This window comes from Halosegnis rubeus (assembly GCF_009184545.1).
Taxonomy (GTDB): Archaea; Halobacteriota; Halobacteria; order Halobacteriales; family Haloarculaceae; genus Halosegnis; species Halosegnis rubeus.
Genome location: NZ_QJOW01000002.1, coordinates 487772 through 513947, shown reverse-complemented (window position 1 = coordinate 513947; position 26176 = coordinate 487772). Strand labels below are relative to the sequence as shown.

Sequence of the window (26176 nt, the reverse complement as noted above, 5' to 3'; positions counted from 1 at the left end):
GAGAGCGATTGGATTGGTCAGGTACGCCAACAGGATAAAGAGGCCAAGCAGTTGCGTGGCGGTATACTGTCAAACCCAATCAGGGAGTTACCGACCCAGTTCCTCGTGGGCGCTGGCGAGATGTGAGGAGGCGAGCGCGCCGAGGAGAGAGAGTTCACCACCGAGTGCGGCGGTCGTAATCACTTCCGCGAGCGCGTCAGCGTTGGAGCCAGCGGGGTCGCCGCCGCCGCGCACCCCGACCACGTCGAGGGATTCGGCCTGCGTCGGAAGCTTCGTCCCGCCGCCGACGGTCCCGACCTCGAGGGAGGCGATAGACAGCGAGGCGTACAGCGTGTCGCCGCCGTCGCGCACGTCGACGGTCGTGATGGCGTTGCTCCCCTCGACCACCTGCGCGATGTCCTGTCCGGTGGCGAGGAACGCGGCGGCGATGGTGTTTGCGGCGTGGGCGTTGAAGCCGAGCGAGCCGGCCTTCGCCGACCCGACGAGATTCTTGCGCGTGTTCGCCTCGGCGATAGCGTCGGGTGTCGTCTTCAACACGTCAGCGACGGTCTCCCGCGAGAGGGTCACGTCGGCGCTGACGGTGCGTCCACGCCCGTTGACGGCGTTGACGGCAGCTGGTTTCTTGTCGGAACAGAGGTTTCCCGAGAGCGCGACGAGTTCCGCGGGCGTCTCGGTCTCGATGTGGTCTGCGGCCTCCTGGGTCGCGATGGTGGCCATGTTCATCCCCATCGCGTCCTTCGTGTCGTAGGCGAACCGGACGAAGACGCTGTCGCCGACGACGTGCGGGGTCGCGCTCGTGAGCTCGCCGTGGCTCGTGGTCGATTCGGCCGTCTCGGCCAGCACGTCGAAGTTCTCGCGCACCCACGCGGCGACCTCGGCGGCCTCGCCCACGTCGGCGACACGGAACACCGGCGCGCGCGTCATCGCGTTCTGGAGGACGCGCGCCGTCGCGCCGCCGTCGTTTCGCATCGCCGCACAGCCGCGGTTGACGGAGGCAAGCAGCGCCCCCTCGGTCGTCGCGAGCGGGAGGTATTTCTCGCCCGACACCGCGCCGTCGTCGTCGCCGTCGTTGATCTGGATGGGACCGACCATCCCCATCGGGACCTGTGCGCCGCCGATGAGGTTTTCCACAGCGGTCTCGGTCGCCTGCTCGGCGTCGAAGGCGTAGTCGGCGACAGTCGTCAGGTCGGCTTCCGTCTCGTCGGCGAGGAGCCGGCGGCGGGCCGCGGCGGCGGTGACGGCGTCGACCTCGTCGTCGAGTTCGTGCAGGCGAAGCTCGCCGTCCTGCACGCGCTGGGCGAGGGTCTCGGGGTCAGGTGTCTCGGTCATACGGGTGGGTCGAAGCGACGGGTCAAACCGTTTTGCATCCGGTCTATCCCCGAACGCTTACCGACGCGCCCGCCGACCGACGAGTATGACAGCGCCAGCCGACACCATCCTCACCGACGCCGAGGTGCACACGCTCGGCGACCCCGACGAGACGTACGGTGCGGTCGCGATTCGCGACGGCCGCGTCGTCCGGCTCGCCGACAGCTACGAAATCGAGTTCCTCGAAGGCGCACAGACGGCGGTCATCGACTGCGAGGGCGGCGTGGTCCTCCCCGGCTTCGTCGACGCCCACACCCACCTGGAGATGGTCGGTCGCCACCTCGTCCACGCCGACCTCCGAGACGTGTCCTCGCCCGGGGAAGCCGTCGACCGGCTCCGCGAGCGCGCGAGTGAGACGGACGGCCCGGTGCTCGGCTACGGTTACGACGAGTCGACGTGGGACGAGAGCCGGTATCTCACGACCGCCGACCTGAATCCCGTGGCCGACGACCGGCCGGTCGTCGCCTTCCGCGAGGATATGCACACGGCCTCCGTCAACGACGCCGCGCTCGCCGCGTATCGTGACGAGATGCCGGACGAGGACGTACAGACCGAGGGCGGCGAGCCGACGGGCGTGCTCGTCGAGGAGGCGGTCGGCGCGCTCTTTTCGGCGTTCGACCCCGGCGTCGAAGAGACCGAGGACCTGCTCCGGGCCGCACAGGAGCGCGCGAACGCACTCGGCGTCACCGGTGTCCACGACATGTGTCGCCGGAGCTACAAGCCCCGCGTCTTCCGCGATTTCGACGCGCGCGATGAACTCACGCTCCGGGTCCGGCTCAACTACTGGGAGAACCACACGGACGCCGTCGTGGAGGCGGGGTTGCGCTCGGGCCACGGGAGCGAGATGGTCCAGACGGGCGCAATCAAGACGTTCACCGACGGGAGCTTCGGCGGGCGCACGGCCAAGCTCCGCGAGCCGTACAGCGACGACGAGGAGACGGACGGGCAGTGGGTCGTCGACCCCGAGGAACTGGACGAGATGGTCGCGGCCGCGGCTGAGGCCGACCTCCAGTTCACGGCCCACGCCATCGGTGACGCCGCCGTCGCCGAATCGCTGGACGCGCTCGCTGCTCACGACGCCAGCGAACACCGCCACCACATCGAACACGCCGAACTCCTGACCGAGGACCTCGTCGCGCGGTTCGCCGAGACGGGCGCCGTCGCCTCCGTCCAGCCGAACTTCCTGAAGTGGGCGCGCGACGGTGGGTTGTACGAATCACGACTCGGCGACCGCCGACGCGAGGTGATGCCGTTCCGCGAGCTTCTCGATGCCGGCGTTCCGCTCGCGTTCGGGTCGGACTGCATGCCGCTCGACCCACTGTTCGGTATCGAGCAGGCCGTCACCGCACCCGAGCCGAGCCAGCGGCTCACCGTCACCGAGGCGCTGCGCGCGTACACCTACGGGGGGGCCTACGCCGCCGGCCGCGAGGCGGAGTTGGGCACCCTCGACGTTGGAAAGCGGGCCGATATCGTCGTGCTCGACGAGTCGCCGTGGGAAGTCGCTGGAGACGCGGTGGCCGACATCGGCGTGGCCCGGACGCTCGTGGACGGCGACACCGTCTACGAGGCGTAACGCGACGATACTTTGCCGTTTTTTTCGGTTGGAGAGCGACAGCCACTCACAGAGCAGAGAGTGGCTACTTTATCACCCACTAATCCATATTGAAGACGAAATCTTTTCACAGAGTGGTACAAATGAGAGAGTACACACAGATGGCGCGAATGGAGACCGCAGACTTCGAGACCGACCTGAGTCTGTTCAAGTACGACAACCTAGAGCAGCTACCGCCGGCCTACCGGGAGCTAACGGAGGCTGAACGGACGGAGCGAATCGAGGCGGCGACCGAACGGCTGGGCGACGACGTGCTCATCCTCGGCCACAACTACCAGCGGCGGGAAATCGTCGAGCACGCCGACTTCGTGGGCGACTCCTACGAACTCTCGAAACGCGCCGCGGAGTCCGACGCGAGCCACGTCATCTTCTGTGGCGTGACGTTCATGGCCGAGTCGGCGGACATCATCACCGACGCCGACCAGTCCGTCCTCCTCCCGTCGATGGAGGCGTCCTGTCCGATGGCGGGGATGGCCGAGGCCCTCCAAGTGGATGCGGCGTGGGACCAACTCACCGCCGCCGCACCCGACGCCGACGTCGTCCCGGTCACGTACATGAACAGCTACGCCGACCTGAAGGCGTTTTGTGCCGAGCAGGGTGGGCTGGTGTGTACGTCCTCGAACGCGGCCGACGCCTTCGAGTGGGCCTTCGAGCGCGGGGACACGGTGTTGTTCCTGCCCGACAAGCATCTCGGCGAGAACACCGCCCACGAGCTGGGGATGGCCGACGCCGTCGCCGAGTGGGACCCGTGGGCCGAAGGGGGTGCAGACGCCGCGCAGGCGGCCGACGCCGACGTGATTCTGTGGGACGGCTACTGTCAGGTCCACGAGCGATTCCGCGAACACCACGTCACCGAGGTGCGCGAGCGCTACGAGGACGTGAACGTGGTCGTCCACCCCGAGTGTCGCCGCGAGGTCGCGGCCGCCGCCGACGTGGTCGGCTCGACTGCCACCATCTGCGAGACGGTCGCGGACGCCGACCCCGGCGACCGGTGGGCCATCGGTACCGAAATCCACCTCGCGAACCACCTCGACCGCTGGCACGAGGACGTCGAGGTCGTGCCGTTGTGCGGTGACGCCTGTATGGACTGTAACGCGATGCGACAGATCGACTCGAACTACCTCACGTGGCTGTTGGAGGAGCTGGTCGACGGGACCGAGCGAAACCGCATCGAGGTGGCCGCGCGCGAGGCCGAACTGGCCGAGGTCGCCCTCGACCGGATGTTAGAGCTATGAAAACGGGTGAATCAGAGACGCTCGTGGTCGGTGGCGGAATTTCGGGCTGTGCGGCGGCGCTCGCGGCCGACCGCGCTGGCGGCGACGTGGTGCTCGCAACGAAGGCCACCCGACCGGAGGAGACGAACAGCTACTGGGCACAGGGCGGCGTGGCGGTCACGCGCTCGGACCCGGACGCGTTCCGCGAGGACATCATCGCGGCCGGCGCGGGAGCCTGTGACCCGGCGGCCGTCGAGACGCTCGTCGCGGAGGCGCGGCCCGCGGTTGAGGACGTGCTCGTCGACACCCTCGGGGTGTCGTTTGATGCTGACGGGGACGGATTCGACTACGGCCGGGAGGCCGCTCACAGCGAATCGCGCGTCCTCCACGTCGACGCGGCGACCGGCGCGGCGATTCTCCCCCGATTCCTCGCACACCTCCACGACGAGACGGACGTGACCGTGCGCGAGGACACGGCCGCACTCGAGTTGGTGACCCACGAGGGTCGGGTCCACGGGGCGTTACTCGAACACGACGGCAGCGTCTCCGCGCACTTCGCCGGCGGAACGGTGCTCGCGACCGGGGGCATCGGCGGGGCCTACGACCGGACGACGAACCCCGACGCGGCGACCGGCGACGGCATCGCGATGGGCGCACTCGCCGGTGCCGACGTGGCCGACATGGAGTACGTCCAGTTCCACCCGACCGCGTTCGCGGACGACGGTGGCGAGACCGGCACCTTCCTCCTGAGCGAGGCGGTCCGCGGCGAGGGGGGCGTCCTCCGGAACGGCGACGGCGAGCGGTTCATGCCCGACGTGCACCCCGACGGCTCGCTGGCTCCGCGTGACGTGGTGGCTCGCGCTGTCGCGACGGAGCGCGCGGAGACGGGTGAGGTCCGACTCGACGTGTCCGAGGTGGCGTTCGAGTCGTCGTTCCCCGGGCTCGCGAATCGGTGTCGCGACCGGGGCGTCGACCCCGCAGACGGCATTCCCGTCGCGCCCGCCGAACACTTCTGTTGTGGCGGGCTGGCGACCGACATGGACGGGCAGACCTCGCTCGACCGGCTGTTCGCTGCCGGTGAGTGTGCCCGCACGGGCGTCCACGGCGCGAACCGGCTGGCCTCGACCTCCCTGCTCGAAGGATTGGTGGTCGGTCGCCGCGCCGGCCGCGAGGCGGTCGGAACGACCCCTGAACGCGTCGAGGTGAGCGAGCCCCGGGACGGCGACCCCGACCTGCCGGCCCGGTTCGCGACCGAGAAGGGCGACCGCCTCCGGCGCACGATGACCGAACACGTCGGCATCGAGCGCACGAGCGACGGACTCCGGCGGGCCGCGACGAGCATTCGCCGGCTGAAAGGCGAGGTCGACGCCTACACTCGGACGCGGACGAGCCGAGACCTGTACGAACTCCGGAACGCGACTGTGACCGCGCTGCTCGTCGTGCGCGCGGCGAGCGAGAACGACGAGTCCCGCGGGTGTCATTACCTCGCGGACACAGAGGTGCAGTATGCTGATTGAGCAGTCCCAAATCGAGGCGTGGCTCCGAGAGGATATCGGCCACCACGACGTGACCAACGATGTGCCCGGCGAGACGACGGGTCGACTCGTCGCCAAACAAGACGGAGTCGCGGCCGGACTCGACGCGGCGGCGGCCGTCTTCGAGTATCTCGACGTGTCGGTGACCGAGCGCGTGGAGGACGGGACGCGCGTCTCGGCCGGCGACGAGCTGCTCGCGGTCGCGGGGACAGCGAGTGACCTCCTCCGCGGCGAGCGCGTGGCGGCGAACCTCGTCGGCCACGCCTCCGGGATCGCGACGACGACCCGGCGGGCCGTCGACGCCGCGAGAGAGGTGCGCGAAGAGGTTGCCGTTGCCGCGACCCGGAAGACGACGCCCGGACTCCGGGGAATCGAGAAGCGCGCCGTCGCCGCCGGCGGCGGTGACACCCACCGGCTCACCCTCTCGCACATGGTGCTCGTCAAGGAGAACCACGTCGCAGAACTCGGGATGGCGGAGGCCGTCTCCAGGTGTGTCGACCGCGTCTCCTTCGCGACGAAGGTGGAGTGTGAGGTCGAGACGCCGGCCGACGCGACCCGCGCCGCAGACGCCGGAGCCGATATCGTCCTGCTCGACAACATGAGTCCGGCAGAGACGGCAAACGCCGTCGACTTACTCGACGGAGCGGCGCAGGTCGAGGCTTCGGGCGGTATCACCCACGAGGACGTGCCGGCCTACGCGGAGACTGGCGTCGACGTGATTTCGATGGGGGCGCTCACCCACTCGGCCGACCAGCTGGACCTCTCGTTCCGGACAGGCTAAAGCGGCTTCTCGTAGCCGACATAGTCGTGGTCAGCGTCGTCGTTCTCCCAGACGGTGTACCGCTCGTAGCCGCGCGCCTCGTAGAAGTCGACGAGGAACGGGTGGCCGGTGTAGGTTCCCAACTGAAGCCGGTCGTACCCCTGCTCGCGGGCGTACGCCTCCACGCGCTCGAACAGGCGGGTGCCGATACCGCGGTCCTGCGCGTCGGGCGCGACGGCGAGCCGTTCGGCGAACGGGTGGTCCTCGCTTTCGAGGACGCGAACTGCTCCCACGATGTCGCCGTCGCGCTCGGCGACGAACTCCGCGGACGGCTCCTCGGGATCGAACCACGACCGGACGTACTCTGGATCCACGTCGGTCATCCCGGTCGGGTAGCCGAGGTCGGCCGTCGTCTGGTACGCGGTCCGGTACAGCGGGACGAGGGCGGTCACGTCGTCGGTCGTCGCGGGGCGAATCTCGATTCGGGCGCTCACTCCAGTAACACCTCGCCGGTCATCGCCTCGGGGACCGAGACGCCAATGACATCCAGCAGGGTCGGTGCGATATCACAGAGTGCACCCCCCTCTCGGACCGTCGCGTCGGATGTGCCGGATGCGGGGACGGAGACGAAGGGGACTGGATTCGTCGTGTGGGCGGTGTGGGGCGACTCTTCGGTACCCATGTCGTCTGCGTTGCCGTGGTCCGCGGTGACGAACAGGTGGCCGCCGGCGTCGTGGACGGCCGACGCGAGCTGAGCGAGATTGGCGTCGACAGCTTCGACCGCCGCGACCGCGGCGTCGAAATCCCCCGTGTGCCCGACCATGTCTGCGTTCGCGTAGTTGAGTAGCAACACGTCCGGAACCTCGCTCTCGATGTGGTCGACGGCGGCGTCGGTGAGTTCCGGGGCCGACATCTCGGGCTGGTGGTCGTACGTCGCCACGTCTGGCGAGGGGACGATGTGGCGCGACTCGCCCGCGAACTCGACCTCTCGCCCCCCGTTCAGGAAGTAGGTGACGTGGGGAGACTTCTCCGACTCGGCCATCCGGAGCTGGGTGAATCCGGCGTCGGCGAGCGTCTCCCCGAGGGTCTGTTCAGGCTGATTCGGCGGGAACGCCACGGGCACGTCGAAGGTGGCGTCGTACTCGGTCATCGTGACGAGGTACGGCTCCGGGGGGGCCACGTCCACGTCCCACGTGGGCCGGAGGTTCGCGAGCATCCGCGTCAGCTGGCGGGCGCGGTCGGCCCGGAAGTTGAAGAAGACGACCACATCTTCTGGGTCGAGGGCGTCGCCGCCGTCGACGAGCGTCGGCTCGACGAACTCGTCGGTGTCGCCGCGGTCGTAGCTCGCCTCGGCGGCGTCGACGGCAGCGTCGGCGCTGTGTGGAGCCGCTCGGTTCACGATGGCGTCGAACGCCCGCGCCGTTCGCTCCCAGTTCTCGTCGCGGTCCATCGCGTAGTAGCGACCGGTGACGGTCGCCACGTCACCGGTGTCGTGTTCCTCGACGGCCGATTCGAGTTCGGCGAGGAAGCCGGCCCCCGATTTCGGGCCGGTATCGCGTCCGTCGGTGAAGGCGTGGGAGACTGCATCGACGCCGGCGTCGGCCGCGGCCGCGACGAGCGCGTGGAGGTGGTGTTGATACGAGTGGACGCCGCCGTCGGAGACGAGTCCCATGAAGTGGACCTGTGCGTCGTTCGTGCGGGCGTGAGCGAAGGCGTCGGCGATGGCGTCGTTCTCGCCGAGCAGGCCGGCGTCGCTCTCCTCGCTGATACGCGTCGAGTCCTGGAGGACGACCCGGCCCGCACCGATGTTGAGGTGTCCGACCTCGCTGTTTCCCATCTGCCCGTCGGGGAGTCCGACCCGACGGCCGTGGGTCTCGAGCCGGCCGGCAACACCCCGCTCGGTGAGCCAGTCCACGGTCGGCGTGTCGGCCGCGCGGACGGCATCGCGCGCGTCGGGGTCGTCGTTTAGCCCCCAGCCGTCAAGGATAACGAGTGCCGCGTGCATGCGCGAGGATTCGCGGGCGGGCGTAAGTAGGGTTCGTTATCGGGCCGCGACGTAGCCGCTGCCGGCACCCGTCAGTCCGACGCCGACGACGAAGCCGACCAGCGAGCCGAGCGGAAGCGCACTCCCGACGCCGCCGCCGGTGTCGGCGGCGGGCGAGAAGACGACGAGCGCGACGAGGACGACGACCAACAGTCCGACGATGCCGACGGCAGAGGCGAGTCCACCCGCAGCCGCACCGCCCGTCGGTTCGACCGCGCGGTCGCCGACGATGCGCCCGACGAGTACCGCCACGATCGGCGACAACAGGAGCGCGAACACGAGCGCGACGGCCACGCCGTTGAACAGGCCGCCGCCGAAGCCGAGCGACTGGGCCGATGGAGCCTGCCCGCCGGGACCGAGTGCGCTCGCGAGGAAGACGGAGAGGGTGTAGCCGAGACCGAAGACGAGAAACGTCGCAGTACCGGTGACGGCAGCGCCACGGAGCGCGTTACCGTCGGCCACAGGGACGGCCGTGGTGTCGGCACGCGTGACTGCTGCAGCGCCGGCAGCCGTCAGCCCGATACCGACTGTAAAACCGACCAGCGGTCCGGCACCGATGACGCTCGTTCCGGTGTCGCTTACGGTGCCACCGAGCGCGCTCGCGGCGGCCAGCCCTGCAAAAACCATCACGAGGAAGCCGACGACCGACGCGAGTGCGGCATCGCCGGCCGAACGCGACCCGTTGTCGAGAGCGATACCCCGCCCGACGAGGACGGCGACGAGCGGCGACAACACGACGGCGAGTGCGAACCCGATGAGTGCTCCCGCCCCGCCGAACAGTTGGCCAGCGACCGCGTTCGTCGTTCCACTCCCGACGAACTGATTGAGGAAGAAGAACGTCAGGATGAAGCCGAGACCGGTGGCGGCGTAGAGTCCGACCGCCTCGACGACGCGCCGGTTCGTCGGCGGCGAGTCGCGCCCGTCGGTTGCGGGCGATGCAGGCTCGTCCTCGCGACCGATAGTGGTGTCTGTACTCTCGTCGCCGGTACTGGACCCCGTTTCGGCTGGCTCGTCTGCCGTCGGACGGGCGTGTCACCCGTGCGTCAAAAATCTACCCACGACCGGTGCGCCGAGTCACTTTTTACCGGCGGCGACCCGACTTCGACAAAGAATGACGCTCGACCCCGTCCACTTCAAGGCCATCTCGCGGTTGGCGAGTGGCGTCTCCCGCAGCGTCGACGAGTCACAACACCGCGAGTTCGGCGAGACGGTCTGGGCGGAGTGGCTCGACCCGCTCGTCTCGGACGGCCGTGAGGTGGTCGAGCCGCTCGGCGAGCAGCGGCGCTACCGCGTCGACGCCACTGACATCGCGCTCGAGGCCGACGAGTACCATCCGCGCCACGGACTCGACTCCGGCACTATCAATCCGACTACGTTCAAAAACGGGTTAGTCGCGGACGTGGCCCACGCAGCGATGAGCCGCGTCCCCTCGGACCTCGAACTGCATCGTGGCCGCACCAACGTCGTCGCCGTCCACTCCAACGACGTGACGGTGGGGAACGTCGGCGGCGACTGGCAGGTGGACGACGGCGGCTACGTCCGCCAGCGGCTCCTCCACGTCCCGACGACGGACCACGCCAAAACCGCCGTCGTCCACGAACTCGCCTTGTACATGGCCGAGGCGACCCACGCCACCGAGAACGCCGATACCGTCACCGACCTGCTCGTGATGGACGGGCCAATCTACCCGAAGGGGCTGTTGACGTGGCTCCAGCGCGACCCCGAACTCGCGGAGCTGCTCGCGAGCGACGAGCGCCCGCGCGAGGTGCTCCAGCTGTACATCGACCTCGTAGAGCGGTTCATCGAGCGCGACATCCCGATGCTCGGCTTCGTGAAGAACCCGGCGAGCCGGCTCATCACCCGCGCCATCCGCGAGAAAGAGGGAAACTCCCCGTGGCTCAACGACGCCGCCTTCTTCTCACAGCTGCTCGAACAGGGGGAGATGGACGACGGCGAGTGGGTGCGCGAGACGGAGGAACTCACCTACACGAACTGGTTCATCTCCCGCGGGAGCACGGACCGCGCGCTCGTCTCCCCGGACGTACCCGGCGTCGAACACGCCTACGACAACGAGGCGTACGAGGTGACGTTCACGATGGTGTACGATCCGCGGACGGACACCGTCTACCGGGTGGAAGCGCCCCGCTACTTCACCGACGACGCCGACCGCCGCGACCGGCTCATCCGCCAGATTCTGAAAGGCGTCGCGAGCGAGCAGGGACCGCCGGCCGTCGTCGGGAAGGCCGATTCGCTGGCGAAGATTAGCGCACGCGAAACGGCGGCGCTCCGGCGAGCGTTAGAACAGGCGTTCGATTCGGAAATCGACGCCGACTACAACGACGACCGCTGGGGGCCGTTCGTCGAGTAATCAGGCTTCGGTCGGTTCGAGCACCTCAACCGAGACCTCCTCCTCGGGGACGCCGAGGCGAGCGAACTGCGTGCGGAGATGCTCCGTTGCGGCGGTGATCGCGCGGTCGCGCTCCTCGAAGCCGCGCGGCGTTGGGGACTCGAAGGCGACGCGGATCTCCTCGCCGGCGATGGTCTGTGCCTGTCCGCCGGTGGCAACCTGATAAAAGGAGTCACACACCCAGACGTACGGCGCGTCGGGGTCCGGCGCACCCCGGTAGGAGGGCGGCTCCTCGCTGGGTTCATACAGCGTGCCCGTCACCCCCGTTCCGCCCGCAACGCCGCGAATCTGTAGCATACCCGACGTAGGGGTGGGAGACGTAAATGGTCGCCGTCAGTCGTCCCCGCCTACCGGCTGGGCGAACTGTACCTGCTTCGGTCGCAGGCCGACCCGACGGTAGAACCGTCGTGCGCCGTCGTTGTGCCACTCACAACTCACCTTCAGTTGGTCGCAGTCTCGCTCGCGGGCGATGTCGCGCACGCGCTCGACGGTCGCCGTGCCGTGGCCCTGACCGCGGTGTTCCTCGTCGATGGCGAGGTTCTCGATGCGGAGATACCGGGTCTGTTCGCGCGAGGGGTGTTCACCCTCACGCAGGGTGAGGGGCCCTATCGTCTCCCCGTCGTGGGCGATGAGGTAGTTGGAGACGGCATCATCATCGAGGAGGGCGCGAAAGCCGTCGTCGGGAACGTCGTCGAGCGCGTCGAGGTGGTCTTCGATCGCGTCGACGAGGTGCATACCGGCGTGTTGGACGTGGCCGGCTTGATGATCTGGCTCGCGTGGTATTTGTTGACGTGGCTTTCTCCCGCACGTTGCCAGAACGCCTAAACCGTCGCCGGGCGACGTGTAGGTATGCGTATTGTTCGGCCGACTGTGTTCGTAGGCCCCGCGTAGGGCCACCACTATTCTCTCTCCGCGCGCGCACCGTTTCCGAACAGTCTAAACACACCACACAGTATCACGACACATGAGCACGGACGATATCGAGGGGAGCTACGACCCCGAGGCCGTCGAGTCCAAGTGGCGCGGCCACTGGGTCAACGACGGCACCTACGAGTACGACGAATCGAACACTGACCCCAACACCGCATACAGCATCGACACGCCGCCGCCGACGGTGTCGGGCAGCCTCCACATGGGCCACCTGTACAGCCACATCGCACAGGACTTCGCCGCCCGCTACCACCGGATGGCCGACGGTGACGCGTTCTTCCCGTTCGGCTACGACGACAACGGCATCGCGAGCGAGCGGCTCACCGAGCGCGAACTCGACATCCGCCACCAGGACTACGAGCGGCGGGAGTTCCAGGAGCTGTGTCGCGAAGTCTGTCAGGAGTACGAGGCCAGCTTCACCGAGGAGATTCAGGAGTTGGGCATCTCCATCGACTGGTCGAACACGTACAAGACCATCGAGCCGCGCGTCCAGCGGCTCTCACAGCTCTCGTTCCTCGACTTGTACGAGCAGGGTCGCGAGTACAAGCAGCGCGGGCCGGCAATCTGGTGTCCCGACTGCGAGACGGCGATCTCACAGGTCGAGACCGAGGACGCGGAACGCGACGCCCACTTCAACGATATCACCTTCGAGATTGTCGACGGTCCACGCGACGAGGTGACGATTGCGACGACGCGTCCGGAGCTGATTCCGGCGTGTGTCGCCATGTTCGTTCACCCGGACGACGACCGCACCGACGACCTGCCGGGGGCGACCGCGCGCGTCCCGCTGTTCGGCCACGAGGTCCAGATTCTGGAAGACGAGCGCGTCGACATGGAGAAGGGCACCGGCGTCGTGATGTGTTGTACCTTCGGCGACCAGAACGACATCGAGTGGTATCAGGCCCACGACCTCGACCTCCGGGTCGCCATCGACGAGTCGGGGACGATGACCGAGGAGGCCGGCGACTACGCCGGCATGTCCACCCACGAGGCCCGCGAGACCATCGTCGAGGACCTCGACTCCGCCGGCCATCTCGTCTCCCGCGAGGCCATCGTCCACGACGTGCAGGTCCACGAGCGGTGTGAGACGGACATCGAGTACCGCGTCACGGACCAGTGGTACGTCGAGATGCTCGATAAGACGGACGAGTATCTGGAAGCCGGCCGCGAGATGGACTGGTACCCCGAGAAGATGTTCACCCGGTACAAACACTGGGTCGAGGGGCTGGAGTGGGACTGGTGTATCTCTCGCCAGCGCGACTCCGGAATTCCGATTCCGGTCTGGTACTGCGAGTCGTGTGACGAGACGATCTTCCCGGAGAAGGCCGACCTCCCCGTCGACCCACTGTCGGATGAGCCACCCGTCGTCGAGTGTCCCGACTGTGGCCACGACTCCTTCGAACCCGAGGAAGACGTGTTCGACACGTGGGCGACGAGCAGCCTGACCCCCCTCATCAACGCCGGCTGGGACTGGAGCGAGGAGGACGGGTTCACGTTCGAGAACCCCGAACTCTACCAGTTCGACCTCCGCCCGCAGGGCCACGACATCATCAGCTTCTGGCTGTTCCACACGGTCGTCAAGTGTTACGAGCACACGGGCGAGGTGCCGTTCGAGTCGGTGCTCATCAACGGCCACGTCCTCGACCGCGACCGCCGGAAGATGTCCAAATCGAAGGGGAACGGCATCGACCCCCGCGAGGTCATGGACGAGTACCCAATCGACGCCATCCGCTACTGGGCCGCCTCGACCTCCGTCGGCGAGGACTTCCCGTTCAACGAGAACTCGATGCGACAGGGCGAGAAGCTGCTCCAGAAGCTGTGGAACGCCTCGAAGCTCGTCGACTCGCTCGCCGACACCGAGCCCGCCGAACCCGACGAGTTCGCCGCGATGGACGAGTGGCTGCTCGCCTCGCTGGACGACGTGATCGAGACCGTCACGGCGTACTTCGAGGCCCACGAGTACGCGAAGGCGCGCGATGAACTGCGCGCGTTCTTCTGGCACACGTTCTGTGACGATTATCTCGAAATCGCGAAACAGTCCGAGGCCGACTCGACGCCGTACACCCTGCGTGTCGCCCACCGGCGTTTCCTGAAGCTGTTCGCGCCGTTCGTCCCGCACGTCACCGAGGAACTGCACACCACGCTGTACGGCGACGACTCCGTCCACACGCTCGCGTGGCCCGAACCCGAAGGGTACGAGTCGAACCGCGCGGCCGGCGAGACGGCGCTCGAAGTCATCTCGGCGCTGCGCGGCTACAAGACCGACAACGGGCTCGCGCTCAACGCCACCCTCGGTGACGTTGCCGTCTACGGCGACATCGAGGGATTCGAGGACGCTATCTCGGGGGTCATGCACGTCGAGACGCTGGAGCGACTCGACGAGGCACCGGCCATCTCGACGGAAGTCGCGGGCATCGACCTCGACTACTCGAAGGTCGGCCCCGAGTTCGGGAGCAAGGTCGGTGCGATTGATTCGGCCATCGAGACCGGCGAGTACGCCGTCTCGAACGGCCAGCTGCACGTCGCGGATGAAGTGCTGGACTCGAAGCTGTTCGAGGTCGAAGAAGAGCGAACCTTCGCCGGCGAGGGTGAGTTCATCGAGACGGAGAACGCTGTCGTGATTGTCCGATAGCGATTCTGAATCTGTCTTTTTATTCGACTTGTCTTGACTCAGAGACAGAGCCAGAACGAACGAGCCACACCCGAACAGACAGCGACAGGAAGATCGCGAGCATCGTCAACAGAACGGCGAAGCCAGCAGCCAGGTCGTGTGCGGCAACGTCGTGGACAATCTCACCGCCGACGTACTCGGCGTTCAATACGGTGTGGTGAGGCTCGCCGACGATTGGAACGAAGTAGTCGACGATGTCGTTGAACCCGTACCACGCGAACGCGACGGCGACGGCCCAAATCGGAAAGTCAGCGTACTGGGGAATCAGAAACCCCTGTACGACCATGCCGGCGTGGCTCCAGATGAGGAACTGATACAGCCACAGCGGGGTCGAACCCTGCCCTTCGATGACGAGCTGGACGAACGGAGCCCACGCGCCGAGCTTGAGACAGCCGAAGAAAGCCAGCGCGTGGAGCCACGGTACGTCGTACTCGAGTCGCCACGCGATGAGCGAGAGGGCGATAAAGAGGGTGGCGACGGGCGAGTCGGGGACGACGGGCCACGCCGCGAGAACGGTGCGCTGGAACTGCGGGATGTAATAATAAAAGCCGGCGACGACGCCGAGCAGATTGACGATGGCGATGGGCCACGCGAGGCGGAGACCGAAGGCGGCGAGCCAGTCGGGCAAGGGGGCGAGATACCACGGGAGGTCGCGCTCGGGCGGGTCGATGTCGCCGCCCGGCGTGCGGGCCGCGAGGGCGTTCAGTCGGTCGCCGAGCGAGCCGGTCATACGCGGTGGGTCGAGCGACCGGGAGAAAAGCACGGCGAAAACGCACCTGTCGTCGGTGGAAGGGCACGGATTAAGTGAGTGAGACCCCTACTGTTGGGTATGTCAGAGACCGATATCGAAGAGCTCCGACGCGGGACGGACCTCGTGAAACGCGGGTTCGCGAAGATGCAGAAAGGCGGCGTCATCATGGACGTGGTGAGCCGCGAGCAGGCCCGCATCGCCGAGGACGCGGGCGCGGTCGCCGTGATGCATCTCGAATCCGTGCCGGCCGACATCCGCAAGCGCGGCGGCGTTGCACGGATGGCCGACCCCGGAAAGCTCGAGGAGGTCATCGATGAGGTCTCGATTCCGACGATGGGGAAGTGCCGTATCGGCCACACCGCCGAGGCGCAGATTCTCGAGGCCGCGGGCGCGGACATGCTCGATGAGTCTGAAGTGCTCACGCAGGCCGACGACCGCTATCACATCGACAAGCGCGACTTTACCGCGCCGTTCGTCTGTGGCGCGCGCAATCTCGGCGAGGCGCTCCGGCGCATCGACGAGGGCGCGGCCATGATTCGCACGAAGGGCGAGGCCGGCACCGGCGACGTGAACCAGGCCGTCACCCACCAGCGCAACATCCAACGCGCCATCCGGAAGCTGTCGGGGATGAACTACGAGGAGCGCGACGAGTGGGCGCGCGAACACGAGGCCCCGCGTCACCTCGTCCACGAGACCGCAGACCGCGGCCGGCTCCCGGTCGTCAACTTCGCCGCGGGCGGCATCGCCACCCCCGCCGACGCGGCACTCATGATGCACCACGGCTGTGACGGCATCTTCGTCGGCTCGGGCATCTTCGGCGCAGAGAACCCAGAGGCGATGGGCGAGGCAATCGTCGCGGCGGTCAACAACTACGACGACCCCGAGACGCTGAAGGAGATCGCGAAGTCGCCGGGGAAGGGCATGAGCGGACAGGCAAACGCCTTACTCGACGAAGACGAGAAGCTGCAGGGTCGCGGCGTCTAGTAGCGCACGTTTCTGTCTACGACGGCCATATCCGTCTCCAGTTCGCCGACGCGCTCGAAGGTCGGCGGCGAGACGATACGGGAAGCCGTCGACCGGTCGCGTGAGGCACCCATCAACACGAGGTCGAACCGCGGAGCCGTACGTTCGATGAACGGCTCCACTTCCAGTCTGGAGACGCGGGTCTCTACGTCGAACTCGCACGTCTCTGCCAGGTTCGCGAGCATCGACTCCGCGCGCCGGCGGTCGCCCTCCGGGCCGATACAGGTCGCCAGCGTCACGCCGCCCGGCCCGGCGAGCCGGCCGGCGAAGGCGAGCATCTCGTGGGCTACGTCGCTCGCGCGCCGGACCGGGACGAGCACCGTCGACCACTCGCTGCGGTGGCGGTCGACCGGTTCGTGTGCGAGCACGTCGACGGAGCCGCGAAACAGAGACGTAATAAACGGCGAGAGCTGGCCGTCGGTTCCCTCGTAGGCCGTCGCGATGAGGTCACAGTCGAGTTCGAGCGCCGTTGCGTCGATGACCTCCGCGGGCACGTCGCCGGTCGCGACGACCTGTTCACACTGTGCGCCGGTCGTAGCGGTGACGCGCTCGGCGAGACCTTCGAGGCGTGCGGCGCTCGGAGCGGCGACGGCAGCGGGGTCGCGCTCGTCCGTCTCGGGCGTATCGAGTCCGACCGAGACCGCGTCCTGTCGAGTAGCCGCGTCGTCGGGCGCGGCCGCGGCACTCGGGGCGGAGTCCTGGAGGAGGTCGCGCTCGGCGGCGGCCACCGTCTCCGAGTCGACCACGTCGGCCAACACGACGGTACCCGTCTCGCCGGCGATACGACCCGCAAGCATCGCGGTGACGGTCGTCTCGTCGCCGAGACTCGGGACGAGGACGCGGTTCGCGCTCTCGGTCGAGCGATAGAGGATGTCGGCCCGTCGCTCGTAGACGGTGTCGCGCCAGAAGACGAACGCGCCGGCGACGGTCCCGCTGGCGGCGGCGGTGAAGATCACGTACAACGCGAGCGGGCGGTAGGGAGCGCTGGCGGCCGTCGGTATCAACAGCGCGAGCAGCGCTGTCGAAAACGCCGACGGCTCCTCGATGTCGAACGCCCACGTGACCGCGGCGGTGAGAAAGACCGCGAAGCCGGCGGCCAACGGCGAGACGACCGAGAGGATCTCCCGCGCCCCGGGGGTTGTGAGACCGGTCGCGATGGCGGCCACGACCGCGAGTGAGCCACACAGCGCGCCGACGGTCAAGCCGAGCGTGAACCGCCACGGGTCCGCGTACTGCCCCTCCGGGTCGGAAAAGAGCGTGAACGTCCCCGAGGCGAGCGGCGGAAACAACACGAACGGAAGCAGGTTGACGCTGTTTGAGGCTGCCGTCACGAGGACGATGAGAACAGGAACGGCGACCAGTCCCGTCAGGTGAACGAAATTGGTCGTCGTCTCCAGCCACGCGGTGAACTCCGCGAGTTCGCGCCGCTCGACCCGGCGTACTCTGTCGAGCAGTCGGCGCACGCGGTCGCGGATACCCATCGCTGGTACCGACGGCTGCCGCAGACTAAACGCTCTCGGCGTCGGCTGTAGCATATGATCGGTCAGTGTTTATACCCCGTTCGCCCGTTTCTGTGAGTGCAATGGAGGACTCCGAGTATGCACTCCTTGCACGGTTCGAGGCGAACGACGGGAGCGAGGAAGCGCTCGCGGGCTTCCTGACCGACGCGCTCGCGATGGCACGCGAGGAGCCGGGGATGACGACGTGGTTCGCGCTCCGCTTCGACGAGTCGAGGTTCGGCATCTTCGATACGTTCCCGGACCAGGAGGGCCGACAGGCTCACCTCGAAGGTGAGATCGCGGCCGCGCTGATGGCCGACGAGGACGACCTGCTCGCGGGCGAGCCGAAGATCGAGGAGGTCGACGTGCTGGCGGCGATGCACGCCGACGAAACGTAACGGCTGGCAGTCTCGTTTTAGCTGAATGCAGGCGGTAAGCCCCCTTCCTCAAGGAGCAACGCAGGCCGAAGGCCGAGTAGCGCAGTAGGAAGGGGATACACCGCCGTCATCATTTTCCGACACATGATTTTTGCAGTCCCACAGGTCCACGTAATCCAAGCATATATTATGCATTAAGCATATAGTATTCATACGGTGAAACGGAAGACAATCACCATCCGTGAAGACCAAGAAGAATGGATTCAGGAGAACCACCTGAATCTCTCCTCGTTCGTTCAAGAGAAACTAGACGAGCTAATCGAAGAACGCGACTCATAGCCCATGAACTACAACTACAGGTATCGCCTCACGCCGACCGAAAGCCAGCGTGAGACGCTGGACTACCACCGCGATACCTGTAGACAGCTCTACAACCACACCCTGTATCGTTTCAACCAGATTCCAGAAGACGAGGGCACCGTCAAACAGCGTGTCCGTAAAATCCGTGACGAGCTTCCCGATCTCAAAGACTGGTGGGACGCACTTACCGATGTGTACTCAAAGGTGCTTCAGCCCACTGTCATGCGGATTGCCAAGAATATCAAACGCCTCGGACAACTCAAAGAGCAGGGCTACAAGGTTGGTGAACTCCGGTGGAAGTCACCACGCGAGTTTCGCAGTTTCACCTACAACCAGTCTGGCTTCGAACTCGACAAGAAGGGTGGGCAGACCGTGTTGTCGCTGTCGAAACTCGCAGACATCCCCATCGAACTCCACCGACCGCTACCCGAGGATGCGACAATCAAAGAAGTCACACTGAAAAAAGAGAAACCCGGCGAGTGGTTCGCTATCTTCGGTATTGAGATGGACACAGAACCGCCAGCCAAGCCACCGCTGGCGGATATTGACACTGACGACATGGTTGGCATCGACGTGGGTATTCTGAAGTATGCCCACGATACAGACGGCACAGCGGTCGAATCACTCGCCCTCTCAGAAGAACGCGACAGGCTCGAACGAGAGCAACAGAAGCTCTCCCAGAAAGCATACGAGTCGAACAACTGGCAGAAGCAACGTCGGCGTGTCGCTGAGTGCCATCTCGACATCAAGCGCAAGCGGCGTGACTTCCTGCACAAACTTTCGAACTACTACGCTCGGGAGTACGAACTGGTGGCCGTCGAAGACCTTGACGTGAAAGGGATGCTCGAATCACAGCGAAACAGCCGCAATACGGCGTCAGCGGCGTGGAATACCTTCACCGATATGCTCGAAACGAAGTGTGAGCGTGAAGGCACGCACTTCGTCGAAGTTGGACCTGAAGGAACTACCAAAGAGTGCGCTCAGTGTGGTGTCGAAACCGACAAACCGCTGTGGGTGCGTGAACACTCCTGTCCTGCCTGTAGCTTCGAGGCAGACAGAGACGCAAACGCAGCGTGGAACATTCTTTCTCGCGGACTCACCGAACTAGGAGTGGGTTACTCCGAATCAACGCCTGTGGAGACTGCGCTCCCTGTGGGAACTGCGGTTGTTCCTGCAAAGCGCGTCGTGGAAGCAGGAAGCCCCACCCTCAGCGAGCGCGTCAGCGCGAGCAGGGTGGGGTAGTTCACAGGTCGCTCGCTGCGTCGAGGGCGATGGCGATGGCGCGCTCGACGTTGTTCTTCGCCTTCTCCGGCAGCTCCTCGTCGGAGTCGGCTCCCTTCTGGGTGCCGGCGACGAGGTTGCCGTCGACGGTACAGATTGCGCCGGCGGCGAGCCCGCGGCGGCGTGCGAGCGAGAACACAGTCGCGGCCTCCATCTCGATGGCGAGCAGATTCGCCTCGTTCCAGTCGGCGACGTACTCGTCGGACTCGTTGTAGAAGGCGTCGTCCGAGACGATGGGACCGACGTGAATCTCCTCGTCGTTGGCTTCGGCCGACTGGACGAGCGCCGTCAGCGTCTGGTAGTCCGGGACGGCGGGGTAGGTCTCCGACTCGTAGCGCTTGGAGGTGCCTTCCTCCTTCGCTGCGCCGGTCGCGACGATCATGTCACCGACCTCGATATCCGACTGGAGCGCGCCGATGGTGCCGACGCGGATGAACGTCTCGACGCCGACCCGCGCCAGCTCCTCGACGGCGATGGCCGCAGACGGACAGCCGATACCGGTCGAGCAGATGGTAAGCTCGCGACCCTCGTAGGTCGCATTGACGAGTTTGTACTCGCGGTTTTCGGCGACGGTCTCGACGTTTTCACACTGTGTGGCGATGCGCTCGACGCGGCCCGGGTCGCCGGGGACGAGCGCGATGTCGTTCACGTCTCCTTCCTCGACGAGCAGGTGCGGCTGTTTTCCCATACGCGCGTCTCTCGACGGTGGACAAAGAGTGGTCCGTTTGCGCCGCCGGCAGTATCGACCGAACCCGGCCGGCTTTTCTCCGTCCCCCGTGAACCGTCTGTATGTCGCATCTCTTCGACGAACTCGAACTCCGTGACACGACGCTCCGCAACCGCATCGCCGTCTCCCCGATGTGCCAGTACTCCTGTGACGACATGGACGGGCTGGCGACCGACTGGCACACGGTCCACCTCGGCTCGCGCGCGACCGGCGGCGCGGGACTCATCATCAGCGAGGCGACCGCCGTCGAGCCGCGCGGGCGCATCTCTCCACAGGACTTGGGTATCTGGTCGGCAGAACACGCCGACGCGCTCGCGGACACCACCGCGTTCATGAAGAAACACGGCGCGGTGCCGGCCATCCAACTTGCCCACGCGGGTCGGAAGGCGTCGACCTATCGCCCGGGCGACCGCGAGGACCGCGTCACCGTCGCGAACGAGGACGGCTGGACGCCCGTTGGCCCGACCGAGGAGCCGTACCCCTACGAGCAGCCGCTCGACACGCACAAGCTCACGACCGAAGAGGTCGAGGGCGTCGTCGAGTCGTTCCGCGAGGGGGCCGAACACGCTCTCGACGCCGGCTTCGAGGCCGCCGAGGTCCACGCCGCCCACGGCTACCTGTTACACGAGTTCTACTCGCCGCTCACGAACACGCGCGACGACAAGTACGGCGGCGACTTCGAGGGACGCACGCGACTCGTCCGCGAGGTGACCCGTGCGGTGCGGGAGGTGTGGCCCGACGACAAGCCCGTCTTCGTCCGGCTCTCCGCGACCGACTGGATGGGCGAGGAGAACTGGACCGTCGAGGACACGGCGCGGCTCGCCCCCCTCCTCGCCGAGGACGGTGCCGACATGCTCGATATCTCCGGCGGGGCGAATCACCCGGACCAGAAGATTCCACACACCGGCCCGCATTATCAGGTGCCGTACGCCGAAGAGGTGCGCGAGGCGCTCGTCGACACGGACTGTGTCGTCGGTGCCGTCGGCGCAATCAACAGCGCGGAGGGTGCCGACGCGCTCGTGCGCAACGAACGCGCCGATCTCGTCCTACAAGCGCGCCAGAGTCTGTACAACCCGAACTTCCCGCTCCATGCGGCCGAGGAGTTGGGCGTCGAACCGCCCGTGCCGCGCCAGTACCACCGCGGCTTCTGAGTCACCAGACATCGATGCGCTCGCGTGCACCGCGGTAGCCGGCCGCGGTCCGCCACCGCTCGCTGGAGGCGAGATGTTCCACCTCGTAGCGTGCGCCACAGTCCCCACAGCGGCGAGCGTCGGGACTGGTCACGACCGCCGAGGCGCGGTGTCTGTCGGCCGTCCACGCGCAGTTCGTACACTCGAGCCGGAGTCGCGGCGTCGCGAACGTCGGACAGGTGACGCTCACGCCGAGTCGACTCGCCTGCTCGCGAAAGCGCGCGCCGTGGCCCGCCTCGCCGGCCGTCTGGTACTCCCACGCGTGAATGAGTTCGTGGCGAATCACGCGCTCGAACTGCGCGCGGTCGAACCGCTCGGCCGCCCGCCACGCCAGCCGAATCGTAATCCCGTCGCCGTCGTACCGACACACGCCGGCCCGCCGCTTGGCGCGCGTCGACACCTCCCAGTCGAGACCGTCGGTGTCGACGGCAAGCGGGACGCTGTCGGCGTAGGAACGCGCGTGGTCGAGAAGGGCGTCGTGGCTCGCCGGCGGCCACATCAGTCGTCGGTCGCGCCGAGTTTCTCCAACACCGCGGGAGGCATCTGCTGGCGGACCGCGTCGGGTATCTCGTCTGGCTTGGCGTCGGAGAGCTGACTCGGCGCGCCGCCGGTCGGATCGAACAGCTGGAGGGCGGTGTGGATGGTAGTCCAGTCGTCCTCCTCTGCGGCCGCACGGAGACTCTGTGTCGGCGCAGCGAGCAGTTGTGAGACGAGAGTGTCGGCCATCGCCTCGATGGTGGCACGCTGGTCGTCGGTCAGTCCGTCTTCCTCCAGCTTCGAAAGCGCCGTCGAGAGTTCGCGCTCTTTCATGCGCTCTGCGCCCTCGTACATCGCGGAGATGACCTCGTCGGCCCGCTTGCGCTTGTACTGGGCGAGCAGGTGGTCGAGTTCCGTCTGGATAATCTCTTCCACCTCGCGGGCGGCTGCCTGCCGGGAGGCGAGTGTGGCGTCGGTCAGCGACCGCAGGTCGTCGAGGTCGCGCACGTCGACGCCGGTGACCCCGGCTGCACTCGGGGCCACGTCACGCGGCTGGGCGATGTCGATGATGAACGTCTCGCCGGCGTTGAGCAGCGTCTCGCCGTCGAGTACTGGCGTCGAGGAGCCGGTCGCGGTGACGATCACGTCGGCCTCGGTGACGGCGACGGGGAGCGCGCCCAGTCCGACGGCCGAGACGTTCCCGTCGAGCGTCTCGGCGACGTGGTCGGCACGCTCTCGCGTCCGGTTCGCGATGACGACCTCGGCCGCGGAGTCGGTGAACGACTGGGCGGCGAGCGTCCCCATCTCGCCGGCTCCGACGACGAGCGCGGTCGCGTTCGCGAGGGCACACTCCGTGCCGGCGAGGCGCGCGGCGGCGGAGCCGAGCGAGACAACGCCGTCGTTGATCGCCGTCTCGGTGCGGGCGCGCTCGCCGACGTGGAGCGCCTTCAGGAGGCCGTCGTCGAGCACCGGGCCGACGGCACCGGCGGTTCTGGCAGTGTCGTAGGCGCTGCGGAGCTGGCCGAGAATCTGGTCTTCCCCGACGATGAGCGATTCGAGCCCACACGCGACCCGAAGCAGCTGTTCGAGCGATTCCTCGTGGTCGAGGTCGCGGGCGACCTCATCCGGGGCGGCGGCGGCGTAGTCGGCAAGCACCTCGCGGCCGCGGGCTTCCTCCTCGGTCACGACGTACGCCTCGGCGCGGTTACACGTCTGGAGGACGAACGCCTCTTTCACGTCCTGCTGGGCGGCGAGGTGTTCGACGGCCTCGCGCTCGCTCAGCGAACAGACGGTCTCGATATCGTCGACGGAGGCGCTGGTGTGAGAGATGCTAACACCGGAGATGAGAGCGGAGTCAGTCATGTATTGTCACCTACTGTGTCACGAACGACGCGGTCGGCTCGTTGCCGTGCGTTAGTTCCTCCTGTACCTAAATGCTTCCAAACCCCATCGTCTCGCACCACCGCCCGAACCGCATCCCGGCGGCGCGATGGGTCGACGCCGTCAGCCTGTAGCTCGCCGCGGATCTCGCCCACGAGCGCCGCCATCTCGCCCGCGTGCTCGATGTCCGCCTCAATCTGCTCGCGCAGGTGTTTCGAGAGCGCCGGTGCGCTCCCACCCGTCGAAATCGAGACGACCACGTCGCCGTCGCGCACGGTCGCTGGGACGACCACGCTCCCGGGGTCGCGCTCACCGTGGGTGTCGGTCCGATTGACGAGGACGTTCCGTTCGCGTGCGTCGGCCTCGATGCGGGCGTTCAGCGCTGTGTCGTCGGTCGCCGCGACGACGAGTGCCGGCTCCGTCCGATCGAGCCACTCTGCCACGTCTTCGGGTGCGGGAGCCTCGCGGACGAACTCCGCGCCGCCGAAGTCGGTGTCTGCAAAGTCGGGCGCGACGACGACGACTCTCGCCTCCCGGGTGAAGCGTCTGGCCTTGCGCGCGCCGACGCCACCGCCGCCGAAGACGAGCACCGTCTCACCGGCGAAGTCGTGCAACAGCGGAATCACGCCGTCTCCTCTGTCTCGACTGTGTTCGCTTTCGCCCGCTCGTCCAGCCGGATACCGGTCTTCTTCAGGATGCGCGTCGAGAACAGCGAGTCCCACTCGTCGTCGTCCACGTCCCAGTACTGTGCCATCACGTCGCGCACCTGCTGGATGCGGCGCTCGCTTTCCGCCTCGTCGCGCCCGTGTGTCATCGCGAAGAAGTTGTACGGCCACACGCCTTCGTGGCGCGGGCGACGGTAACAGTGGGTGACGAACTCCAGTTCGGCGACCGCCGGCCCGACCTCGTCAACGAGGTCGTCGGGGACGTTCCAGACTGTCATCCCATTTTCCGTGTAGCCGAGCGCGTAGTGGTTCGGGATGACGCCGACCCGGCGCACCTTCCCTTCCTCGTTGAACCGTTTGATCGTCTCGAGAACCCACGAGACGGATTTGTCGAGTTCGGCCGCGATGTCTGCGTAGGGCGTCCGCGTCGTCGGGAAGCCGCCCTGAATCGCCATCACGAGGTCGTACTCGTCGGGGGAAAGCGACCGGCGGTCCGTCGGCGTCACCGACGGGCCGAGATGCGAGAGGTCAACGTCGCCGTCGGGTATCGGTCCGTCGAGCAGGAACTTCGCGCCGACGTGGAACTCGCGCAGCTTCGGCATATCGTACGTCTCCTGCCCGGTCGCCTCCTCGATGCGGTCGAGCACAGTCGCCACGCCGTCGCTGTCGGCGACGGAGACGACGAACCACATGTTCAGATGCGGGTGTTCGCGCTCGTAGTTGTGGGCGACTTCGCGGAAGTCGTTCACCTGTTCGGCAATCTCATCGTAGCGGTCTTCCGGAGCATGGAGCGCGACGAGTGAGGCCGCACCGCCGATCTCCTCGGCGTTGACGAGCGCGCCGTACCGCGAGAGCGCGCCGGCGTCCACCATCTCAGTGAGACGGGCGTGGAGGTCGGCCGCGCCGATGTCGACGCCACGCTCACGGAGCGCGCCGGCGGCCAGCTCGAAGGGATCTTCGACGACCGGGAAGCCGCCCTGGAAGGCGTTCACGATTGCGCGGTCGAGACGGTCGAACTCGTAATCGACGGGGCCGCGAGTCATTGCCACAACTCGGGGCTACCGGGTCATAAGCCCCTCGCCGTCGGCTACTCGCCGGGGACGCTCGTCACGTCGCGCCCGTCGTCGTCGAGGTCGGAGATGATGCCGTCCTGGTCGGCGCTGGCCTCGTAGTAGAAGACGACCTCGTAGTGTTGCTCGCGCATCAGCTGTTGACACTCCCAGACGAACTCGTCGCCGTCGAGGGTGCGCCCCTGGTGCTGATTGACGCCGAAGTCGGGGTCGTCGTTGCCCGAGTAGACGTACGTGTCGGCGGGGTCAAGGCCCGCGTGCTCTGTGATGGTCTCGCCCACATCCAGGGTGAGTTGGTGGAGGGTCGGCTCCTCCTCGCCGGTGAGGTCGGTGTGGACGATGAGACCGTTCAACTCGATGTCGCCGGGTTCGAGCAGGGCCTTCGCTCGCTGATAGAGGTCGCGGTCGGTCACGTCGCTCATACACGAATCAGGAGCGTCGCCACTAAACAGCCACCGATACGCGAGAGACGGTGCGGTGGCTGGAAAGCGTTGTATCGACGCCGTAGAAACACGCCGCCGCAGTCTGAAACCGCTACCGTGACACTACCGAGTTACAGTCGGGTGACGTTCGTCGCGCGCGGGCCCTTCTCGGCCTGCTCGATGTCGAACTCCACTTCCTGTCCCTCTTCGAGGTCCGGACCGCCGACGTCTTCCATGTGGAAGAACACGTCCTCGTCTGCGTCCTCGGTGTCAATAAAGCCGTAACCGCCAGTGTCGTTGAAGAAATCAACAGTTCCTGTCGCCATTGCGTCTTGACGAAGAGTGGACGTAGGTAAAAACCCACCGGCTACACTCGCCGACGGGGGGTCACAAGACTGATACCGGTACGCGGT

General features: G+C 66.7%; 26 protein-coding genes. 11 read left to right on the top strand and 15 right to left on the bottom strand.

Annotation, left to right across the window (positions count from 1 at the left end; translation table 11 throughout):
* Window positions 1–87: 87 nt before the first annotated feature.
* A complete protein-coding gene (gene hmgA, locus DMP03_RS07320) occupies window positions 88–1329 on the bottom strand; it encodes a hydroxymethylglutaryl-CoA reductase (NADPH) (protein WP_152120032.1) in 1242 nt (413 codons plus the stop codon).
* Window positions 1330–1414: 85 nt separating this feature from the next.
* On the opposite strand from hmgA, the gene DMP03_RS07315 reads away from it, so the two are divergent.
* From DMP03_RS07315 to nadC, 4 genes are all read left to right on the top strand, one after another.
* Window positions 1415–2941, top strand: coding sequence for an amidohydrolase (locus tag DMP03_RS07315; RefSeq protein WP_152120031.1), 1527 nt, complete (start codon window positions 1415–1417; stop codon window positions 2939–2941).
* Window positions 2942–3090: 149 nt separating this feature from the next.
* Window positions 3091–4215, top strand: a complete 1125-nt coding sequence (nadA, locus tag DMP03_RS07310; RefSeq protein ID WP_172967100.1) for a quinolinate synthase NadA — start codon at window positions 3091–3093, stop codon at window positions 4213–4215.
* Entirely contained in the window at window positions 4212–5711 is a 1500-nt protein-coding gene (locus tag DMP03_RS07305; RefSeq protein ID WP_152120030.1) for an L-aspartate oxidase, read from the top strand. Before nadA ends, DMP03_RS07305 begins: the two co-directional genes overlap by 4 nt.
* Entirely contained in the window at window positions 5704–6510 is an 807-nt protein-coding gene (gene nadC / locus DMP03_RS07300; protein WP_152120104.1) for a carboxylating nicotinate-nucleotide diphosphorylase, read from the top strand. Before DMP03_RS07305 ends, nadC begins: the two co-directional genes overlap by 8 nt.
* Here nadC and DMP03_RS07295 read toward each other — a convergent pair.
* Genes DMP03_RS07295 through DMP03_RS07285 form a run of 3 tightly spaced genes read right to left on the bottom strand, consistent with a single transcriptional unit; the run spans window position 6507 to window position 9268 of the window.
* Window positions 6507–6983, bottom strand: a complete 477-nt coding sequence (locus tag DMP03_RS07295) for a GNAT family N-acetyltransferase (protein WP_152120029.1) — start codon at window positions 6981–6983, stop codon at window positions 6507–6509. The genes nadC and DMP03_RS07295 overlap by 4 nt on opposite strands.
* On the bottom strand, window positions 6980–8494 hold the full coding sequence (gene gpmI, locus DMP03_RS07290) for a 2,3-bisphosphoglycerate-independent phosphoglycerate mutase (RefSeq protein ID WP_152120028.1): 1515 nt from the start codon (window positions 8492–8494) through the stop codon (window positions 6980–6982). The genes DMP03_RS07295 and gpmI overlap by 4 nt, the downstream gene beginning before the upstream one ends.
* A gap of 36 nt (window positions 8495–8530) precedes the next feature.
* Window positions 8531–9268 carry a hypothetical protein gene (locus DMP03_RS07285; protein ID WP_152120027.1) on the bottom strand — a complete coding sequence of 246 codons (738 nt, stop codon included), beginning with the start codon at window positions 9266–9268 and terminating at the stop codon, window positions 8531–8533.
* Between the two features lie 376 nt (window positions 9269–9644).
* Here DMP03_RS07285 and DMP03_RS07280 point away from each other — a divergent pair, with 376 nt between their 5' ends.
* Window positions 9645–10901 (top strand): DNA double-strand break repair nuclease NurA, encoded by a 1257-nt coding sequence (locus DMP03_RS07280; protein WP_152120026.1) that lies wholly within the window; start codon window positions 9645–9647, stop codon window positions 10899–10901.
* On the opposite strand, the gene DMP03_RS07275 is transcribed toward DMP03_RS07280, so the two are convergent.
* Together DMP03_RS07275 and DMP03_RS07270 are read right to left on the bottom strand one after the other, a co-directional pair.
* The gene (locus DMP03_RS07275) at window positions 10902–11237 is read right to left on the bottom strand and encodes a DUF7113 family protein (protein WP_152120025.1); all 336 of its coding nucleotides are present in this window, start codon (window positions 11235–11237) and stop codon (window positions 10902–10904) included. It lies immediately after the preceding gene.
* Between the two features lie 36 nt (window positions 11238–11273).
* Entirely contained in the window at window positions 11274–11675 is a 402-nt protein-coding gene (locus tag DMP03_RS07270; protein WP_152120024.1) for a GNAT family N-acetyltransferase, read from the bottom strand.
* 229 nt (window positions 11676–11904) lie between these two features.
* On the opposite strand from DMP03_RS07270, the gene DMP03_RS07265 reads away from it, so the two are divergent.
* Window positions 11905–14502, top strand: coding sequence for a valine--tRNA ligase (locus tag DMP03_RS07265; RefSeq protein WP_152120023.1), 2598 nt, complete (start codon window positions 11905–11907; stop codon window positions 14500–14502).
* A 19-nt stretch (window positions 14503–14521) separates the two neighbouring features.
* Here DMP03_RS07265 and DMP03_RS07260 read toward each other — a convergent pair whose 3' ends face one another.
* Entirely contained in the window at window positions 14522–15271 is a 750-nt protein-coding gene (locus tag DMP03_RS07260; RefSeq protein WP_152120022.1) for a DUF1405 domain-containing protein, read from the bottom strand.
* 99 nt (window positions 15272–15370) lie between these two features.
* Here DMP03_RS07260 and pdxS point away from each other — a divergent pair, with 99 nt between their 5' ends.
* Window positions 15371–16276, top strand: coding sequence for a pyridoxal 5'-phosphate synthase lyase subunit PdxS (gene pdxS, locus DMP03_RS07255; protein ID WP_152120021.1), 906 nt, complete (start codon window positions 15371–15373; stop codon window positions 16274–16276).
* Here the strand turns inward: pdxS and DMP03_RS07250 are convergent.
* On the bottom strand, window positions 16273–17796 hold the full coding sequence (locus DMP03_RS07250) for an HPP family protein (RefSeq protein WP_225870716.1): 1524 nt from the start codon (window positions 17794–17796) through the stop codon (window positions 16273–16275). The genes pdxS and DMP03_RS07250 overlap by 4 nt on opposite strands.
* A gap of 101 nt (window positions 17797–17897) precedes the next feature.
* On the opposite strand from DMP03_RS07250, the gene DMP03_RS07245 reads away from it, so the two are divergent.
* The 3 genes from DMP03_RS07245 (at window position 17898) to DMP03_RS07240 (ending at window position 19793) form a co-directional block, all read left to right on the top strand.
* A complete protein-coding gene (locus tag DMP03_RS07245; RefSeq protein WP_152120020.1) occupies window positions 17898–18212 on the top strand; it encodes a putative quinol monooxygenase in 315 nt (104 codons plus the stop codon).
* Between the two features lie 195 nt (window positions 18213–18407).
* Window positions 18408–18530, top strand: a complete 123-nt coding sequence (locus DMP03_RS14770) for a hypothetical protein (protein ID WP_263969970.1) — start codon at window positions 18408–18410, stop codon at window positions 18528–18530.
* A gap of 3 nt (window positions 18531–18533) precedes the next feature.
* The gene (locus DMP03_RS07240) at window positions 18534–19793 is read left to right on the top strand and encodes an RNA-guided endonuclease InsQ/TnpB family protein (RefSeq protein WP_152120019.1); all 1260 of its coding nucleotides are present in this window, start codon (window positions 18534–18536) and stop codon (window positions 19791–19793) included.
* A 1-nt stretch (window position 19794) separates the two neighbouring features.
* On the opposite strand, the gene DMP03_RS07235 is transcribed toward DMP03_RS07240, so the two are convergent.
* Window positions 19795–20520: a nucleoside phosphorylase gene (locus DMP03_RS07235; RefSeq protein WP_152120018.1), complete on the bottom strand. Its 726-nt coding sequence runs from the start codon at window positions 20518–20520 to the stop codon at window positions 19795–19797.
* Between the two features lie 101 nt (window positions 20521–20621).
* Here DMP03_RS07235 and DMP03_RS07230 point away from each other — a divergent pair, with 101 nt between their 5' ends.
* Window positions 20622–21710 carry an NADH:flavin oxidoreductase/NADH oxidase gene (locus tag DMP03_RS07230; protein ID WP_152120017.1) on the top strand — a complete coding sequence of 363 codons (1089 nt, stop codon included), beginning with the start codon at window positions 20622–20624 and terminating at the stop codon, window positions 21708–21710.
* Window position 21711: 1 nt separating this feature from the next.
* On the opposite strand, the gene DMP03_RS07225 is transcribed toward DMP03_RS07230, so the two are convergent.
* The 6 genes from DMP03_RS07225 to DMP03_RS07200 all read right to left on the bottom strand — a co-directional run bounded on the left by DMP03_RS07225 (window position 21712) and on the right by DMP03_RS07200 (window position 26089).
* Window positions 21712–22248, bottom strand: a complete 537-nt coding sequence (locus DMP03_RS07225; RefSeq protein ID WP_152120016.1) for a SprT-like domain-containing protein — start codon at window positions 22246–22248, stop codon at window positions 21712–21714.
* On the bottom strand, window positions 22248–23588 hold the full coding sequence (gene hemA, locus DMP03_RS07220; RefSeq protein ID WP_152120015.1) for a glutamyl-tRNA reductase: 1341 nt from the start codon (window positions 23586–23588) through the stop codon (window positions 22248–22250). The genes DMP03_RS07225 and hemA overlap by 1 nt, the downstream gene beginning before the upstream one ends.
* Window positions 23585–24232, bottom strand: a complete 648-nt coding sequence (locus tag DMP03_RS07215; RefSeq protein WP_152120014.1) for a precorrin-2 dehydrogenase/sirohydrochlorin ferrochelatase family protein — start codon at window positions 24230–24232, stop codon at window positions 23585–23587. Before DMP03_RS07215 ends, hemA begins: the two co-directional genes overlap by 4 nt.
* Window positions 24229–25314, bottom strand: coding sequence for a siroheme decarboxylase subunit beta (gene ahbB / locus DMP03_RS07210; protein ID WP_152120013.1), 1086 nt, complete (start codon window positions 25312–25314; stop codon window positions 24229–24231). Before ahbB ends, DMP03_RS07215 begins: the two co-directional genes overlap by 4 nt.
* 44 nt (window positions 25315–25358) lie before the next feature.
* On the bottom strand, window positions 25359–25763 hold the full coding sequence (locus DMP03_RS07205; protein ID WP_152120012.1) for a DUF5778 family protein: 405 nt from the start codon (window positions 25761–25763) through the stop codon (window positions 25359–25361).
* Window positions 25764–25894: 131 nt separating this feature from the next.
* Complete coding sequence (locus DMP03_RS07200) at window positions 25895–26089, bottom strand: cold-shock protein (RefSeq protein ID WP_075938198.1); 195 nt, start codon at window positions 26087–26089, stop codon at window positions 25895–25897.
* Between the last annotated feature and the right edge of the window lie 87 nt (window positions 26090–26176).